General features: G+C 65.7%; 16 protein-coding genes. 10 read left to right on the forward strand and 6 right to left on the reverse strand.

Translation table 11 applies throughout. The features are described 5' to 3' along the window. The first annotated feature begins 96 nt into the window (after window positions 1–96). Window positions 97–807: an HAD-IA family hydrolase gene (locus tag EL255_RS01920; RefSeq protein WP_042651938.1), complete on the forward strand. Its 711-nt coding sequence runs from the start codon at window positions 97–99 to the stop codon at window positions 805–807. A 127-nt stretch (window positions 808–934) separates the two neighbouring features. After that, window positions 935–1,315, forward strand: a complete 381-nt coding sequence (locus EL255_RS01925) for a hypothetical protein (RefSeq protein ID WP_042652182.1) — start codon at window positions 935–937, stop codon at window positions 1,313–1,315. Here EL255_RS01925 and EL255_RS01930 read toward each other — a convergent pair. The 3 genes from EL255_RS01930 to EL255_RS01940 form a co-directional block, all read right to left on the reverse strand. After that, window positions 1,312–2,082 carry a gamma-glutamyl-gamma-aminobutyrate hydrolase family protein gene (locus EL255_RS01930; RefSeq protein ID WP_042651939.1) on the reverse strand — a complete coding sequence of 257 codons (771 nt, stop codon included), beginning with the start codon at window positions 2,080–2,082 and terminating at the stop codon, window positions 1,312–1,314. The genes EL255_RS01925 and EL255_RS01930 overlap by 4 nt on opposite strands. Before the next feature lie 367 nt (window positions 2,083–2,449). Beyond that, window positions 2,450–3,259, reverse strand: coding sequence for a sugar-phosphatase (gene yidA / locus EL255_RS01935; protein ID WP_042651940.1), 810 nt, complete (start codon window positions 3,257–3,259; stop codon window positions 2,450–2,452). Window positions 3,260–3,381: 122 nt separating this feature from the next. After that, window positions 3,382–5,049 carry a flagellar assembly protein A gene (locus EL255_RS01940; RefSeq protein ID WP_042651941.1) on the reverse strand — a complete coding sequence of 556 codons (1,668 nt, stop codon included), beginning with the start codon at window positions 5,047–5,049 and terminating at the stop codon, window positions 3,382–3,384. 268 nt (window positions 5,050–5,317) lie between these two features. Between EL255_RS01940 and EL255_RS01945 the strand changes: the two genes are divergently transcribed. From EL255_RS01945 to EL255_RS01960, 5 genes are all read left to right on the forward strand, one after another. After that, on the forward strand, window positions 5,318–6,268 hold the full coding sequence (locus EL255_RS01945; protein WP_042651942.1) for an HlyD family secretion protein: 951 nt from the start codon (window positions 5,318–5,320) through the stop codon (window positions 6,266–6,268). Window positions 6,269–6,309: 41 nt separating this feature from the next. After that, window positions 6,310–7,239 carry an ABC transporter ATP-binding protein gene (locus tag EL255_RS01950; RefSeq protein ID WP_042651943.1) on the forward strand — a complete coding sequence of 310 codons (930 nt, stop codon included), beginning with the start codon at window positions 6,310–6,312 and terminating at the stop codon, window positions 7,237–7,239. After that, window positions 7,236–7,373 carry a hypothetical protein gene (locus tag EL255_RS21300; protein WP_042651944.1) on the forward strand — a complete coding sequence of 46 codons (138 nt, stop codon included), beginning with the start codon at window positions 7,236–7,238 and terminating at the stop codon, window positions 7,371–7,373. Before EL255_RS01950 ends, EL255_RS21300 begins: the two co-directional genes overlap by 4 nt. 112 nt (window positions 7,374–7,485) lie before the next feature. Further along, the gene (locus tag EL255_RS01955) at window positions 7,486–8,580 is read left to right on the forward strand and encodes an ABC transporter permease (protein WP_042651945.1); all 1,095 of its coding nucleotides are present in this window, start codon (window positions 7,486–7,488) and stop codon (window positions 8,578–8,580) included. Window positions 8,581–8,812: 232 nt separating this feature from the next. Next, complete coding sequence (locus EL255_RS01960) at window positions 8,813–9,328, forward strand: metal-dependent hydrolase (protein ID WP_042651946.1); 516 nt, start codon at window positions 8,813–8,815, stop codon at window positions 9,326–9,328. Between the two features lie 83 nt (window positions 9,329–9,411). Here EL255_RS01960 and EL255_RS01965 read toward each other — a convergent pair whose 3' ends face one another. Then, on the reverse strand, window positions 9,412–10,575 hold the full coding sequence (locus tag EL255_RS01965; protein ID WP_042651947.1) for a competence/damage-inducible protein A: 1,164 nt from the start codon (window positions 10,573–10,575) through the stop codon (window positions 9,412–9,414). 260 nt (window positions 10,576–10,835) lie between these two features. Here EL255_RS01965 and EL255_RS01970 point away from each other — a divergent pair, with 260 nt between their 5' ends. Together EL255_RS01970 and metA are read left to right on the forward strand one after the other, a co-directional pair. Beyond that, window positions 10,836–11,108 (forward strand): CG2 omega domain protein, encoded by a 273-nt coding sequence (locus EL255_RS01970; RefSeq protein WP_126623237.1) that lies wholly within the window; start codon window positions 10,836–10,838, stop codon window positions 11,106–11,108. A 141-nt stretch (window positions 11,109–11,249) separates the two neighbouring features. Then, complete coding sequence (metA, locus tag EL255_RS01975) at window positions 11,250–12,197, forward strand: homoserine O-acetyltransferase MetA (protein ID WP_042651948.1); 948 nt, start codon at window positions 11,250–11,252, stop codon at window positions 12,195–12,197. 9 nt (window positions 12,198–12,206) lie between these two features. On the opposite strand, the gene EL255_RS01980 is transcribed toward metA, so the two are convergent. After that, window positions 12,207–12,719 carry a phosphatase domain-containing putative toxin gene (locus EL255_RS01980; RefSeq protein WP_042651949.1) on the reverse strand — a complete coding sequence of 171 codons (513 nt, stop codon included), beginning with the start codon at window positions 12,717–12,719 and terminating at the stop codon, window positions 12,207–12,209. Window positions 12,720–12,879: 160 nt separating this feature from the next. Between EL255_RS01980 and EL255_RS01985 the strand changes: the two genes are divergently transcribed. Then, window positions 12,880–13,350: an Lrp/AsnC family transcriptional regulator gene (locus EL255_RS01985; protein ID WP_025325515.1), complete on the forward strand. Its 471-nt coding sequence runs from the start codon at window positions 12,880–12,882 to the stop codon at window positions 13,348–13,350. Between the two features lie 71 nt (window positions 13,351–13,421). Here the strand turns inward: EL255_RS01985 and EL255_RS01990 are convergent, their stop codons facing one another. After that, a complete protein-coding gene (locus EL255_RS01990; RefSeq protein ID WP_042651950.1) occupies window positions 13,422–15,386 on the reverse strand; it encodes an LTA synthase family protein in 1,965 nt (654 codons plus the stop codon). Between the last annotated feature and the right edge of the window lie 59 nt (window positions 15,387–15,445).

Genomic DNA, 15,445 nt, shown 5'->3' on the forward strand with positions numbered 1-15,445 from the left:
GTGTGACAGCGTCCGAGCCGCCGGGGCCAAACGGGATCCTGACTCCCCGGGACTGTGAGTAACGGGCTGGCCCGGCCATCAAGCAGAGGAGAGCACATGCAGTTTTATCGCCGCTGGCAGCCGGTGGCCGCCATCTCGTTCGATCTCGACGACACCCTCTATGACAACGGCCCCGCCATAGTGCGGGCCGAGCAGTGGATGCTGGCCCATCTGCGCAGCGAATACCTGGCCACCGCCATGCTGGACAAGCCGCGCTGGCTGGCGCTCAAGCGCAGCCTGCTGCTGGCCCACCCCGAGCTGCGTCAGGATGTCAGCCTGGCGCGCCGACACTGTATCCGTGAGGCCATGGTGCAGGGGGGCATGGCGGCCGGGATGGCCAGTCATGAGGCCGAGCGGGTGTTTGCCGGCTTCCTCGTCGAGCGCTCGAAGATAGAGGTGAGCGCGGCCACCCATGACTTGCTGGCACGCCTCGCCGGGCGCTACCCGCTGGTGGTGATCACCAACGGCAACCTGGATCTGGCCCAGGCCGGGCTGAGCGACTATTTCACCCTGGTCTGCAAGGCCGGGGTGGGCGCCAGGATGAAACCGGCGCCGGACATGTTTGCCCAGGCGCAGGCCGCGCTCGGCCTGCCGGCCGACCGGATACTGCACGTGGGGGATCACCCGGAGACGGACGTGCTGGGGGCACTGCTGCACGGCTTCAAGGCCGCCTGGCTCAACGATCGCCAGCAGCCCTGGCGGCAGCTGCAACTGCTGCCGGATGTGGAGCTCTGCGCCCTCGGCGAGCTGGCAGAATTGCTGCTGTGACGCATGGCAGAAGAGGCCTCAGCGTCTGTCGGGCAGCCGAGACGAAGAGGCGGTGATGGATGGCGGTCTGGTGCGGGTCGACAAGGGAGTACAAGGATTGCGTTTGAAGAACATCTTCTGGTTGGCGATGCTCTTGCCGCTGGCGGGCTGCGATCTGCTGACGGACAAGTACCGGATGGAGTTCAGGGATGGATCCTGGCGCGAGATCGCCATCTCCCCCTTCTCCGACGAGGCCCGCTGGCGGGAAGGCTGCGCCAGCGGCGAGGTGCTGACCGACATGACGCTGCCCCTGAAGCGGGGCAAGCGGGTCGATGCGCGGCAACAACTGCTGATCGGCGGCGAGCTGTTCGAGCTGGACGACGCCAATCTGTACCGCAGCAATGGCATGGTGCTCGGTCAGGCCCCGGATCACGTCCAGCGGGGCCTCAAGGGGCTGGATCTCTGCCGTACCCTGCGCCCCGATCGCGGGGCGCTGCCCAGGCTGACGGGCAAGGGTTTCGGCGACTAGCCGGCCAGCATCCTGTGCCGGCGACAGGCGGCACCGAAGGCCTCGAACAGCTTGATGGAGTGGGGGTTTTCGGTCGCCTTCCACTCCGGATGCCATTGCACCGCCAGGGTGAACTGGGGCAGCTCTGGGGCATGAAGGGCCTCGATCAGCCCATCCTCGGCATAGGCCAGCGGGGCCAGCCCCTTGGCCAGCGTCTTGATCCCCTGGCCGTGCAGGGAGTTGACCGGGATCTGCTCCTCCCCCATCAGCTCGGCAAACCAGCTGCCGGCCACCAGACTCACCTGATGGCTGTGACCATACTGATCCTCCACCGGATCGTCCGCGTCTTCCCGATGATCGTCATACCCCGGCTCGCAATAGACCTTCTGATGAATGTCCCCGCCGAGCGCCACGTTGATCTCCTGCATGCCGCGGCAGATGCCGAGCAGCGGCAGCCCGCGATCGATGGCGGCGCGCACCAGGGGAATGTCGAACAGATCTCGGTCTCTGTCCTGCGGCTTCTCCGGGGTCAGGTTCTCCTGGCCGTAGAGGGCGGGATCTATGTTGGAGCCGGCGCCGCTCAGGTAGACGCCATCGGCCAGGTTGAGGTACTGCTCCAGATCCTCGGTACCGCAGCAGGTCGGCACCAGCAGGGGAATGCAGCCGCTGATCTCCACCAGGGGGGTGATGTATTTGTGGGTCATCACCTGGTAGGGGTGGCCGTTACGGGGCTGGGCCCCCATGGTCATCAACACGACGGGTTTGGTATGGGTACTGGGGTTGGGCATAGGTCACCTTGGCTATCCTTGTCTGGTGTCTCATCCTGCGCCTTGGGAAGGCCCTTGCCGCGGCTGAGCAGCAAGGGCATGCCTCAAGGCATGGTCATGGGATCCGGGTCTTGCCGCGGTGCCAGAATCGTCGGTCAGCCTGGGCAGTGACAGCCTGGATCCTGATCCCAGTCTGCCAAGGCCGTTCAATATGTCAAACGAAATGATGCAAAAATGTTAATCATGATAATGACTAAGCCGTCTTGAGTCCCTGTATCAGGGGCCTGAGCGGCAATGGGCGGGGGAGTGTGGGCAAGGCGTGGTGGATATATTAAACATTCGGCGGGAGGGGAAAAACGAAGGGGCATCCAGGGATGCCCCTTAGGGATCAGGCGTTCAGGATGAACTGCTCGATCACCTTGGCCACGCCCTCGTCATCGTTGCGGGCCGTGGTGTGCTGCGCCAGCCCCTTGATCTCGTCGGTGGCGTTGCCCATGGCGACCCCGAGTCCGGCGTATTCGATCATGTGGCGGTCATTGCCCGCATCGCCGACCGCGATCACCTGAGCGGCGCTGAGGCCAATGTGCTCGGCCAGGGCGGCGACGCCGGTACCCTTGTTGCTCTGCTTGTTCATGAACTCGAGGAAGTAGGGGGAGCTGCGCACCACTGTGTAGCGCTGGTAGAGCTCGGCGGGCAGCTGGCTGATGGCGCGGGAGAGCAGGGGCTCCGGGTCTATCATCATCACCTTCATGATCTGCTCGTCCAGGGGCAGGGTGGCGAAGTCCACCAGGTTGATCGGCATGTCGACCAGGCGGGACTCGTGCTCGGTATAGGTGCTGACCCTGGGGCTGATCAGCCCCTGACGGACGGAGAAGCCGTGGATGTTCACCCCCAGCTCATCGGCCAGGTGGGCGATGGCGCGGGCATCGGCGCCGGTCAGCAGCTGGCTGCGCAGGATGCGGTGATCCGCGACCTGTTGCACCAGGGCGCCGTTGTAGCAGATGACATAGTCATCCGGGCCGGTGAGGCCGAGCTCGATCAGATAGGCACTCATGCCTTCCAGCGGCCGTCCCGAGGTCAGCACCACAGTGACGCCCCTGGCGCGGGCCGCCGCGATGGCGGCGTGGGTGCGCGGGGTGATCTGACCCTGAGGGTTCAACAGGGTGCCATCCATATCCAATGCGATCAGCTTGTACATCTTCTCACTACCTGAGTCTGGCCGGCCCACCCGATGGGGCCAAGGGGAGGCCGAGTGTAGCGAAATTCACCGCCGGGATCACGCCATGCGTCCCATGGATCGGGCCGGTGGTGGGGCGCCCCTCACTTGTGGCCCTGATAGGGGGTCAGTTGCAGCTGCTCGTCGCGGATGACGAAGCTGATGGGGCCGTGCTCTATGTCGACCCTGTTGTGATGGTGGGCCATCTCCACCTCGACCCCGGGAAACAGGCGCTGGGTCGCGACTATGTTCATGCCGGCCATCAGCAGTTGCAGCTGTGCCTGGGTCGCCGCCAGCTGCTCGTTCAGCGACTTGGCCTCGTCGAGCTGGCGGATGCGCAGCGTCTTGATCTTCTGCACCGTCTCGGGATTGCGCTTCTCCCTCGGCAACTGCAGCAGCTTGAGGATGAGATCCTGCAGCTTGAGCAATTGCTCCCCGCAGGCCTGCTTGCGCTGGCGCAGGGTCTGCTCCTGCTCCTTGTGGCTGAAGTAGCCGCCGAGGATCTGCAGCCGGGTCCGGTTCGCCGCCGAGGCTCCGATCACCGGGGCCATGACCAGCCGGTTGGCGATGCTGATCCCGCCGATCAGGTGGCCCTTGCGCATGGCGCTGTCGCCGACCCTGAGATCCTGGCCGCTGCGGCAGTAGCAGTGGCTGAGCTGGCTCTGGATATGGATGTCGCCATCGGCCTCCAGCCTGGCGTACTGGGCATAGCTGGCGTGGATCTCGCCGCCGGCGCTGAGCTGGCACGGGTATTCGTCGTTGCCCTCCTGCTTGCGGCCTATGATGCCGTTGCGCACCGTGATGCTGCCACCCGACACCACGGTGCCGTTTTCGACGAAGCCGCCGATCACCACGTCGCCGCTGGCCTGGACCCGCATGCCGGGCATGACGTCGCCGGTGACCAGCAGTGATCCCTCGAAGCTGACATGGCCGTGGCGGGCATCCACCTGTTTGACGCTCAGCACCTCGTCGACCCGCATGCCGCTCTTCTCATGGCAGGGCAGGCCGTTGCGGCTCGCCAGCAGCAGGTCGGGATCCGCCGCCGAGACGCAGCTGCCTTCCCCCACAGTCATCTGGCTCTCCTTGCCCGCTCTGGCCGGCAGCGTCTGGCCGGTCACGGTGAAGCCGTCGATGCCCCGGGTGGCGGGATGGCGCCGCATCAGCGGGGCACCCGCCTTGACGGTGATCAGGGCGCCCAGATCGCGCATGTCGACCCTGCCATGATCCAGCTCCTGGGGCTTGAGGATCCGCTCGGCCGGCGTCTCGACCAGGCGTTCCAGCCGGGTATCCAGGCCGTGCTCGACCGGCCGGCCGAGGGCGATGACATGCCTGAGCTGGGCGCCGGGCGCGGCCTCCTTGCTGGCCAGGATGGCGGCGGCGAGCAGGCTGTCACTCAGCCCCTGCTTGATGCCGCTCGCCACCACGGCGTCCTGCAACTGGGCCTGGGTCAGCCATTTGCCGCCCCAGTCCGCGGTGAGCTGGGCGGTGGCGCTCATGGCGTCTTTCTCGATCACCACCAGCACGCAGGCGTCGTGGCGCTGGGCGATGGGCACGGGGGGATGGGGGCGGGCGTCCGGGTTGGCCAGCAGGGCGTTGAGCAGGCCGATGGCCTGCCGGATCCCCTCGCTCAGCGGCTGATAGCGCCGACAGTTGGACGCCAGCAGCAGGGACAGGACCTGGGCCTCGGTGATGGGGTGGGCGAGGCCGGGGGCGATGCGCAGGCAGACCAGCGTCATGTCGGCCGATAACAGTAACCACTCTTTGTTCAACACTGGGGCAGCTCTCCCTAGTCCCGATCCGGCTGGTTCCCCTGGTGGCCAGGGCGGGATCCTTGTCGCAAGCCGCGACCGTCTTGGCGGCTCAGAATCGCAGTATTCGGGCATTTCTCTTTCCGGGTCAACGAGCTGAATGCAAATGGGTGAGCTGGGTGGAGGAAATCCAGGGTGACAAGGGGTATGCTGGCGACGAGTGTATCAATTGCGCCTCATTCCCCTGTGCCACCACCTCGGGATGGGAAAATGGCTTGCGAAAGGAGCCCAGATGCGACGTCATTGCCTGCTGTCGGCCACCCTGCTTAGCTTGCTCAGCGCCTGCCAGCCCACGACCCAGGGCACGGCCCTCGGCACTCTGGAGCGGGACCGGGTGCTGCTGACCGCCACCGCCAACGAGATAGTCCGGGCCCTGCCGGTGGCCGAGGGCAGCCAGGTGGCCGAGGGGACATTGCTGGTGCGGCTCGATGACAGCCGCCAGCAGGCGGTGCTGGCCCGGGCCAGGGCCGAGGAGGCCAGCGCCACAGCGGCGCTGGCCCGCATGACCAATGGCGAGCGGCCGGAGGACATAGCCGCGGCCCGTGCCAGCCTCGACAAGGCGCAGGCGGCGGTGATCGAGAGCGAGCGCAACTTCAGGCGTATCGATCGTATGGTGGCGCAGAAGTTGTTGAGTCCCTCCGAGCTGGACAAGGCCCGCGCCCAGCGCGACGGCGCCCTGGCCGAGCAGGATGGCGCCCGCCAACAGTTCGACAAGCTGGCCCGGGGCGTGCGGACCGAGGACATCGACGAGGCCACCGCCAAGCTGGCGGCGGCCCGGGCGGATGTGGTGCTGGCCGAGCGGGAGTTGGCGGATCTCACCATCATAGCGACCCGCAGCGGTCGCCTCGACAGCCTGCCCTACAACCTGGGGGAGCGGGTCCCGGTGGGCGCCGTGCTGGCCGCCTTGCAGGCAGATCAGGCGCCCTACGCCCGGGTCTATGTGCCCGAGCCCGCGCTGGCCCGCTACCGGATTGGCGAGTCCATCGCGGTGCGGGTGGACGGTGTGCCTGCGCCCCTCACCGGCCGGCTGCGCTGGATCTCGAAGGAGCCCGCCTTTACCCCCTACTACGCCCTCAACGAGCAGGACAGGGCCCGGCTGGTCTACCTGGCGGAGATAGACTTGCCCGGGGCACAGGACTTGCCCAGCGGCCTGCCGGTGCAGGCAGAGCCTTCCCATGAGTGAGCCGTCGCTCGATCGAGTGCCGACGTCAGCGGAGTCTTCCCATGAGTGAACTGGCGATCCGGGCTGAGGGCGTGAGCCGCCGCTTCGGCGACTTTCTCGCCGTGGACGGGCTGGATCTCAGGGTGCCGAGGGGGCAGATCCAGGGCTTTCTCGGCCCTAACGGCTGCGGCAAGTCCACCACCTTGCGGATGCTGACCGGCCTGCTCACCCCCTCCGCCGGCGACATCGAGGTGCTGGGCCTCGCCATCCCGAAACAGGCGGAGGCGCTGCGCCGGCGCATCGGCTATATGACCCAGAAGTTCTCCCTCTACGACGAGCTGACCGGCTGGGAGAACCTGGAGTTCATGGGCCGGATCCACGGCATGGGCGGCGCGCCTCTCAACATCCGGCTGCACGAGCTGCTGGCGACCTACGAGCTGAGCGAGCTGGCCAGGCGTCGGGCCGGGGCCATGAGCGGCGGCCAGAAGCAGCGGCTGGCGCTGGCGGCGGCGGTGATCCACCGCCCGGATCTGCTGCTGCTCGATGAGCCCACCTCGGCGGTGGACCCGCAGAATCGGCGCGACTTCTGGGAGAAGCTGTTCGATCTCAGCGAGGCGGGCACCACCATCCTGGTCACCACCCACTACATGGACGAGGCGGAGCGCTGCCACGCGCTGGCCATCATGGAAGCGGGCAAGGTGCGGGCCCAGGGCTCGCCCCAGGCGCTGATGGAGGGGATGAATACCCAGGTGGTGGAGGTGCTGGCCCCGGATCTGCGGCTGCTCAAGCAGCAGCTGTTGCAACTGCAGCCGGTGCGCTCCGCCGCCCAGCTCGGCCAGCGGCTGCGGGTGCTGGTGGACAAGCAGCTGGCGGATCCCGTGCCCTGGCTGCAGCAGGCCTGTCCGGCCCTGGCTGGCGCCGCCATGGCGCTGGTCAGGCCTAGCCTCGAGGATGTGTTCGTCAGCTGCACCGGTCAGGAGCCAAGGACATGAACGGCCTGCGACGGCTCTGGGCAATTACCCAGCAGGAGCTGAGGCAGCTGGCGCGGGACCGGCTGACCTTTGGCACCCTGGCGGTGATGATCCTGTCCCGTCTAACCCTGAGGGCAAGCCGATGGACGGTCTGAGGCGGTTATGGGCCATTACCCAGAAGGAGCTGCGTCAGCTGGCACGAGACCGGCTGACCTTTGGCACCCTGGCGGTGATGATCCTGCCCCGTCGAACCCTGAGGGCAAGCCGATGGACGGTCTGAGGCGGTTATGGGCAATTACCCAGAAGGAGCTGAGGCAGCTGGCGCGGGACCGGCTGACGTTCGGCATGGTGGTGATGATACCGCTGCTCCAGCTGCTGCTGTTCGGCTACGCCATCAACACGGACGTGCGCCACATCCCGGCCGGGCTGGTGGACATGAGCCAGAGCGTGCCGGGTCGGCTGTTGGTGGAGGCGGTGAAGGCCAGTCAGGTGGTGAGCATCGAGCAGCGCTACGTGGGGCTGCAGGAGGCCGAAGCGGCGCTGACCCGGGGCGAGGTGCGGGCCGTGCTGGTGCTGCCTCCCGACTTGAGCCGCCGGCTCAGCGCCGGTGAGAGTGCGGGCCAGTGGCTGGTGGACGGCTCTGACACCATGATCGCGGGGGCCCTGCTCGGCCTGCGCACCATGCCGCTCTCCGATCTCAAGCCGGATCTGGTGCCCCTGCCGCCCACCTTCGAGACCGTGCTCTACTTCAACCCGTCCCGCCGCTCGGCGGTCAACATAGTGCCCGGTCTGCTCGGGGTGATCCTGACCATGACCATGATCATGTTCACCTCGGCGGCCATAGTGCGGGAGCGGGAGCGGGGCAATCTGGAGCTGCTCATCACCACCCCGGTCAGTTCGATGGAGCTGATGATCGGCAAGATCCTGCCCTACATAGGGGTGGGCCTGATCCAGGTGGTCATCATTCTCGGCCTGGGTCACTTCATCTTCGCGGTGCCCATCAACGGCGCCCTGAGCCAGGTGCTGCTGGCGACCCTGCTGTTTATCGCCGCCAGCCTGACCCTGGGGCTGCTCATCTCCACCCTGGCCCAGACCCAGTTGCAGGCGATGCAGATGACGGTGTTCATCCTGTTGCCCTCCATCCTGCTGTCGGGCTTCATGTTCCCCTACGAGGGGATGCCGGTGCCGGCCCAGTGGCTCGCCGAGCTGCTGCCCGCCACCCACTTCATGCGGTTGATCCGGGGGGTGGTGTTGCGGGGGGGCGAGCTGTCCGATCTGCTGCCGGATGTGTTCTGGCTGCTCGGCTTCACCCTGCTGATGCTGACCCTGGCCGCCCGCCGCTTCAAGAAGAGCCTGGATTGACCCTTATTCCGGCGATCCCGGCTTGGGGTTATGGGGTGGCTTGATTGGGTGCTGTATGAGTCGTTAATGTTGGCCGGTGCCGGCTATGGCATCGATTTCGGGATAAATGGCTGAAAATATCGGGGCAGAGGCGCGATTCACCTTGCTCATTGCGCCCCGAGGGACTCTAATCTGCCGCCCAACGCCGTTGGGCTTAGCACCGTCCTTTATCCCCTTGCCCCATAGAGCCATCATGACCGCCCAAGGCCATCTGCTGTTTTCCGTTACCTGCGCCCTGCTTGCCCACAAGTTACCGCTCACCCCGGCACTGGCCGAGGCCAGCCTCTGGCAGATAGTGCCCGCGGCGCTGGCCAGCGCCCTGCTGCCCGATCTGGATCATCCCAACTCCCTGCTCGGCCGGCGCCTGCCCTGGATCTCGGGGCCGCTCTCCCGCCTGTTCGGCCATCGCGGCTTCACCCACAGCCTGCTGGCGGTCGGCATGGCTGTCTGGGGGCTGGCGCAGTTTCAGGCGCCCGGCCTGCTGCCGGTGGGGGTGAAGGATGCGCTGATCATCGGCTATCTGAGCCACCTGCTCGGGGACTGGCTCACCCCGGCCGGCATCCCGCTGTTCTGGCCGATGCGTCAGCGCTTTAGGCTGCCCTACCTGTCGCTCAGGTGCGGGGGCGGGGTGGAGACGGCCTTCTGCGTCCTGACCCTGGCGCTCGCCGGGTTCTGGACCCAGGGCGGCATGGCGCTCAACGCCTTCTAGCGTGGCTTGGGCGCCAATCTGTCTCGTGTATCAGGGGAGCCGGCCTGGGGCCCTGACGCAAGCCGGTACCCAAAATATCCGCCTTAGTCGGCCCGCTGCGCCGTTCTCGGCAGGGTGAGGTAGTCGGCGATCACCGGCACACCCAGCAGGTGGCGGCGCAGCATGTCGAGGGCGGCGAAGGCGAGGATCTTGCGGCCGCCTTCGGGATCCGGGTGGCTAAGCTTCACCGTCTGGCCGATCTGTTGCCCATCGGCGCACAGCAGCAGCGGCACGCCATTCGCACCCGCCATGCCTATGGTCAGGCTCAGCCCCTTGTCGATCCCCGTCAACTGGCCGAGTTCGCTGGCGAGCTCGCCGCTGAAATGGGCCTTAAGCTGTGAATGCTCATGGCAGAGGGCGAGCAGGGCACCCCGGCTCTCCCCCTCGAACAGGGTTAGTGGGCTGTCCCCCAGCAGGGCCAGGATCTGGCTGGCTGGCCCCCGGTCGCCGCGCCCCACCAGCCAGGGCTGAGTCTCGCCGAGCAGGCGCGCCTCGGCGGCCGCCATGTCCGCCGCCGAGGCGCCATGACCGATGAGTTTCAGCTCGATGAGCGGCATAGAGGAGCGATAGCCGAGCTCGATGCCGCTCGGCCAGGGGGTGGCGTCCAGCTTGTCGCTGAGCGCCGATTCCGAGATGCCGAAGCTGTAGAAGCGGCGCAGCTCGGTGTCGGCCTGCGCCCCGGCCAGCTGTTTGAGGCGCGGCAGGATCTGCTCGCGCACCATCTGCTTGAACTCGAACGGCACGCCCGGGGTGAAGAAGAGCCGGCTCTGGCCGTGCCCGGCCGAATGATGGACCAGGAAGCCGCAGGCGGTGCCGACCGGGTTGTCGAGGATCTCGCACTCCCGGGGCAGCCAGGCCTGCTTGGCGTTGCTCGCCGGCATGGGACGGCCCCGGCTGGCGTAGCGCGCGGTGATGGTGGCGAGCCAGTCGGGGAACAGGGTCAGCGGCTGGCCAAAGGCCTCGGCCGCCGCCTGGGCGGTGAGATCGTCCGCGGTGGGGCCCAGGCCGCCGCACACCAGCACCACCTCGGCGCGCCCGGCGCTCTCCTGCAGCACGGCTTTCAGATCCGCGAGGTTGTCCCCCACTGTGGAACGGCGGCGCACCTGCCAGCCCTGCTCCAGCAACAGGGCGCTGAGCCAGGCGGCATTGGTGTCCAACACCAGGCCCGTGACTATCTCGTCTCCCGTGCTGATGATCTCGATACGCATGCTGGTTTCCTCGGGTTGAACAGGCTGGCTGGAAGGCGCCATGGGGGAATTGTACCAAGCTCCCTCGACCGCTGGCGATATCCAGGCGTCGTGACGGGAGCGGAATGAGGATCAGACACCTCTTTGTTAACCAGCCCGTAACAAGGGTGAACCCTGGCTTAAGCGTGGGCATGTTTTCCTGTGGCAACAGTCACGTTCCATGACAGAGGTGGGGTAAAATGCTCACCAATTGTTCAATTGTTCAAAAAAAGGTCATAACCATGAAACACGCAGCCTTGTTGCTGGCCCTGCTGGTAGGCACCCCCGCCTGGGCCGGCTTGCAGATCAACTCCAACGACGTGCGCATCAATGTGGACGGCGATGAAGCCGACGAGTGGAAAGAGAAGCACAGTGATGACTGCTCGAGCATCGCGGTCGGCGACGTCAAGGTGAGTAGCGAGGGCTGTGACGGCAAGGGCAAGAACAAGGAAAACAGCAGCGTGCACGGGGACAATAACCCCGGCAAGGGCCACAACAAGGCCAAGAACAAGTGATACAAGGGCGCCAACAGGCGCCCTTGTTGTCAGTGTCGTCGAGGGAGGACGAATGCACAGGTAACTGATGACAGGCTGGGCGCTTTATTATAGGCTTCTAGATGTCCAGACATATTTACCGATGCAGTACAGGGAGTCAGCATGCCGATCAAGATCCCGGACCAGTTGCCCGCCGCCGAAGTGCTGGGGCAGGAGAACATCTTCGTGATGACGGAATCCCGGGCCGTCACCCAGAACATCCGTCCGCTGCGGGTGCTCATCCTCAACCTGATGCCCAAGAAGATAGAGACCGAGATCCAGCTGATGCGGATGCTCTCCAACTCGCCGTTGCAGGTGGATGTGGATCTGCTGCGCATCGACGATCGGGAGTCGAAGAACACGCCCCAGGCGCACCTCGAGAACTTCTATCACGACTTCGAGCAGGTGCGTGGCAACAACTACGACGGCATGATCATCACGGGGGCGCCACTCGGGCTGGTGGAGTTCGAGGAGGTGGTCTACTGGCCGCGCATCGTCGAGATCATCGAGTGGTCTCATCAGCACGTGACCTCGACCCTGTTCCTGTGCTGGGCGGTGCAGGCGGCGCTCAAGGCGCTGTACGGCATGGAGAAACAGACCCACGGCGAGAAGCTGTCCGGGGTCTATCGCCACCACCGCCTCGACGAGCACGAGCCGCTGCTGCGCGGTTTCGATGACGAGTTCGTCGCGCCGCACTCCCGCTATGCCGCCTTCGACGGGGATCTCATCCGCGCCCACACCGATCTGCAGATCTTCGCCGAGTCAGAGGAGGCGGGGGTCTATCTGGCGGCGACCAAGGATTGCCGCCAGGTGTTCGTCACCGGTCATCCTGAATACGATGCCCTGACCCTGGATGGCGAATATCAGCGGGATCTGGCGGCCGGGCTCACCCCCGTCATCCCGGTCAACTACTACCCGGACAACGATCCCGGCCAGACCCCGCGCGCCAGCTGGCGCAGCCACGGCCACCTGCTGTTCTCCAACTGGCTCAACTACTACGTCTACCAGCTCACCAGCTACCGGCTGGAGGACATCGGCAAGGTGTTCACCTACCAGCAACCCAAGGCATAGGGCGCTGGCTCAGCCGGCCAGCCGGTGCGCCAGGGCGTCGAGCCAGTGGCGATGGCAGGCCAGGGTGAAGGCGCGGGGCCGCTTGGCCCGGATGGCGGCCATGGCCTCCTGCTGCGACTGACCCAGCGTCATCAGCAGGGCGGCGGCCACCAGCCCGGTGCGCCCGCTGCCCCCCTTGCAGTGGATGGCCAGCTGCTTACCGTCGCGCAGCAGGGCGATCAGCCGGGGCAGCGCCTGCTGCCAGGCTTGCTCGAAGGCGGCATCGGGGGCCTCGTCGTCCTCGATGGGCAGGTGGAACCAGCTCATGCCCCTGGCGTCGAGCTGCGGGCCGAGCCGCTCCAGCCCGACGCTGGCCAGCTCGGCCTCCGTCATCAGGCTGATGACCCCATGGGCCCCGGCCAGTTGCAACTGGTCCAGGACCTGCGCCGGGGGGACCTGCTGGGTGCCGGGGCAGGGGGTCAGCAGGAGCTGGCCATCGAGGCGTGGCACCTCCAGGCTCCAGAAGGGGTGGGAGGGATGCATGGATTTCCTTGTCGAGTCTGACATGGTGTCAAACGAGTGTTTTTGCGTCGTGGCGAAGTGCGGCAAAGCATAGGGGGCGGCGCCACGATGTCAATCTGCGTTGTGTTCGGCCCGGTTTACGGGCAGAGTCTAAAAAAATTGAGCGATGCAAGGAGTAAAGATGAGAAACCTGGATCAACTGGATTTGGACATCCTGGCCCATCTGTTTCGCGATGCGGGCATGACCAACAAGGACCTGGCTGCCCTGGTCGGGGTGGCACCGTCCACCTGCCTGGAGCGGGTGCGCAAGCTGCAGCAGGATGGGGTGCTCAAGGGGGCCCACTGCGAGGTGGATTATCAGGCGCTGGGTGGCCACATTCAGGCCATGGTCTCCCTGCAGCTGGCGCGCCACAGCCGTCAGATCATCGATGCGTTCCGCGATGCCATACTGGCGTTGCCCGAGGTGATCAGCCTGTTTCACATGGGTGGCAAGGACGATTTCCTGGTGCATCTCTGCGTCGCGGACACCGAGCACCTGCGCAACTTCGTGTTCGATCACTTCACCTCGCGGGAGGAGGTGGTGCACCTCGAGACCTCCCTGGTGTTCGAGCACAGATTCAGCCGCTCACTGCCCTGCTTCACCCACCCCTGAGCGCCCGCGCGGCGCACAGAGGGAAGAAAAAAACCGCCTGCTGGCGGTTTTTTTCTGGCGGTGGCTGACCCTCAGTTGAGCACCAGGCGGCTGTCCGGCGCCGTCTGGTAGAGTCCCTGCTGATAGGCCAGGTTGCCCCAGAGCACCAGGCCCAGCGCCGCCTCCTTGAGCTCATCGGGCTGGGGCGCCGGTTGCAGGCGCTGACTGGCGGCATCATACCGATAGCCCTCGGCCGGCCGCTCCGGCTGCAGTATCACCACGTCCTTGCCCCGCATCAGGGCGAAGTTCTTGTCGTACTGCATGATGGCTCGCCCCGGCCAGTCGTCCGGCATGCGGGTCAGATCCTTGCCCAGCATGGGATAGTCGGCGCTTATCCCCATCAGGGAGAGCAGGGTCGGCGCCATGTCTATCTGGCTCACGACCCGCGAGTCCTGGCGAGGCTTTATCCCCTCGCCGACGATGACCCCGGGAATGTGGAAGCGGGGGATGGGCACCAGATCGGCGCCGCTGACCCGGCTGTCGTGATCGGCGATGACCAGGAACAGGGTGTCTTGCCAGTAGTCCGATTGGCGGGCCTGCTTGAAGAACTCGCCGACGGCATGGTCCGCGTACTTGGCGGCGTTGTTGCGGGTCTGCTTGGGTTGCTCAAAGAGCGCGATGCGATCGTCGGGAAACTCGAACGGATCGTGGTTGCTCGAGCTGAACACCAGGCTGAAGAAGGGCTTGCCCTGCTTGCTCAGGGCCCGGAACGTCTCGTCGGCCTTGGCCATCAGATCCTCGTCCGAGGCGCCCCAGGAGCCTTCGAATACCGGATTCTCGAAGTCCTTCTGCTCGATGATGGTGGTGAAGCCATTGCCGAGGAAGAAGCTGCGCATGTTGTCGAAGTGGCTCTCGCCGCCGTAGATGAAGCTGGTGCTGTAGCCCCGTTGCTTGAGCAGATCCGCGATGGTGAAGAAGTTGGTCTGGCTCTTGCCGAGCTTGACCACGGCCTGGGCCGGGGTCGGCGTAAAGCCGGTGAGCACGGCCTCGATGCCGCGCACCGAGCGGGTGCCGGTAGCATAGAGCTGCTCGAAGGCCCAGCCCTGTTGTGACAGCGCATCTAGGTTGGGGGTGAGCGGCAGGCCGCCGAGGGAGCCGACGAACTGGGCACCGAGGCTCTCCTGCAGCAGGATCACCAGGTTCTTCGGCTTGCCGGCATAGCTGGCCTCGTTGGCGGTCTGGCTGGGCAGGGTCTCGGAGCTGTAATCCTGGTCGGGGCGGCCGCTCTCCCGGCGCACCAGCTCCAGGATCCGCTCCCTGGGCAGCTCCCCATAGAATTCGCCGGCGCTCTCCTCGTTGCCCATCTGCTTGATGGCGAAGAACAGGGAGTAGGAGGAGTTGACGGTCAGGGCGTTGATCAGGGGATCGCTGGCAAACGCCACCATGGCGGGGTTGAGGGCCCTGTGGCCCAGGCTGGAGCGGGCGCCGAGGAAGCCGATGGCCAGGATCAGCAGGGCGAAGGCCGGGCGCAGGTACCAGCGCGGGAAGCTAAGGTGCCGCATCAGGCGTCCGCTCAGCCACCAGCCTCCCCCCAGGGTCAGCAGGCTGAACACCAGAGCCAGCAGCAGCTCACCCTTGCGGCCCGCCCACAGCATGGCGAGCACCTCCTTCGGGTAGATGAGGTATTCGATATAGAGGCGGTTGGGGCGCACCCCGTACTCGGTGACGAAGGAGGGGGTGGAGATCTCCAGGAACAGCATCAGCCAGAGTCCCAGCGTCAGCCAGACCCGGATAAGCTGCAGCCAGGCGCGGCCCAGGGCATGGGGGCCGGCCAGCAGCAGGGTGAAGACGGCGGGGACGCCCCACAGCCAGCAGAGGGTGGCAAAGTCGACTCGCAGCCCTTGCAGCAGCAGCTGTGACCAGCCGGCGACGGCATCGACCCGCTCCTGTTGCCAGAGTCCGAGGGCTATCCGGCTGGCGGAGAGGGCGATGAGCGCGATCGCCGAAAAAATGGCGATGGGCCAAAATGGACCCAGCCAATGTCTTATTTTTGTCATTGTTATTCCTGATAAAGCCAATTTCTTGATGCCCATCCGAGGGCACTTTTTCTTATCTT

Origin of the sequence: Aeromonas encheleia, from assembly GCF_900637545.1 — a bacterium.
Classification (GTDB): domain Bacteria; phylum Pseudomonadota; class Gammaproteobacteria; order Enterobacterales; family Aeromonadaceae; genus Aeromonas; species Aeromonas encheleia.

What these genes read in the sequence shown, in the direction of transcription:
- EL255_RS01920 (WP_042651938.1), top strand. Translation starts at nt 97, where the DNA reads ATGCAGTTTTATCGCCGCTGGCAGCCGGTGGCCGCCATCTCGTTCGAT.
- EL255_RS01925 (WP_042652182.1), top strand. Translation starts at nt 935, where the DNA reads ATGCTCTTGCCGCTGGCGGGCTGCGATCTGCTGACGGACAAGTACCGG.
- EL255_RS01930 (WP_042651939.1), bottom strand. Translation starts at nt 2,082, where the DNA reads ATGCCCAACCCCAGTACCCATACCAAACCCGTCGTGTTGATGACCATG.
- yidA (WP_042651940.1), bottom strand. Translation starts at nt 3,259, where the DNA reads ATGTACAAGCTGATCGCATTGGATATGGATGGCACCCTGTTGAACCCT.
- EL255_RS01945 (WP_042651942.1), top strand. Translation starts at nt 5,318, where the DNA reads ATGCGACGTCATTGCCTGCTGTCGGCCACCCTGCTTAGCTTGCTCAGC.
- EL255_RS01950 (WP_042651943.1), top strand. Translation starts at nt 6,310, where the DNA reads ATGAGTGAACTGGCGATCCGGGCTGAGGGCGTGAGCCGCCGCTTCGGC.
- EL255_RS21300 (WP_042651944.1), top strand. Translation starts at nt 7,236, where the DNA reads ATGAACGGCCTGCGACGGCTCTGGGCAATTACCCAGCAGGAGCTGAGG.
- EL255_RS01955 (WP_042651945.1), top strand. Translation starts at nt 7,486, where the DNA reads ATGGACGGTCTGAGGCGGTTATGGGCAATTACCCAGAAGGAGCTGAGG.
- EL255_RS01960 (WP_042651946.1), top strand. Translation starts at nt 8,813, where the DNA reads ATGACCGCCCAAGGCCATCTGCTGTTTTCCGTTACCTGCGCCCTGCTT.
- EL255_RS01965 (WP_042651947.1), bottom strand. Translation starts at nt 10,575, where the DNA reads ATGCGTATCGAGATCATCAGCACGGGAGACGAGATAGTCACGGGCCTG.
- EL255_RS01970 (WP_126623237.1), top strand. Translation starts at nt 10,836, where the DNA reads ATGAAACACGCAGCCTTGTTGCTGGCCCTGCTGGTAGGCACCCCCGCC.
- metA (WP_042651948.1), top strand. Translation starts at nt 11,250, where the DNA reads ATGCCGATCAAGATCCCGGACCAGTTGCCCGCCGCCGAAGTGCTGGGG.
- EL255_RS01980 (WP_042651949.1), bottom strand. Translation starts at nt 12,719, where the DNA reads ATGCATCCCTCCCACCCCTTCTGGAGCCTGGAGGTGCCACGCCTCGAT.
- EL255_RS01985 (WP_025325515.1), top strand. Translation starts at nt 12,880, where the DNA reads ATGAGAAACCTGGATCAACTGGATTTGGACATCCTGGCCCATCTGTTT.
- EL255_RS01990 (WP_042651950.1), bottom strand. Translation starts at nt 15,386, where the DNA reads ATGACAAAAATAAGACATTGGCTGGGTCCATTTTGGCCCATCGCCATT.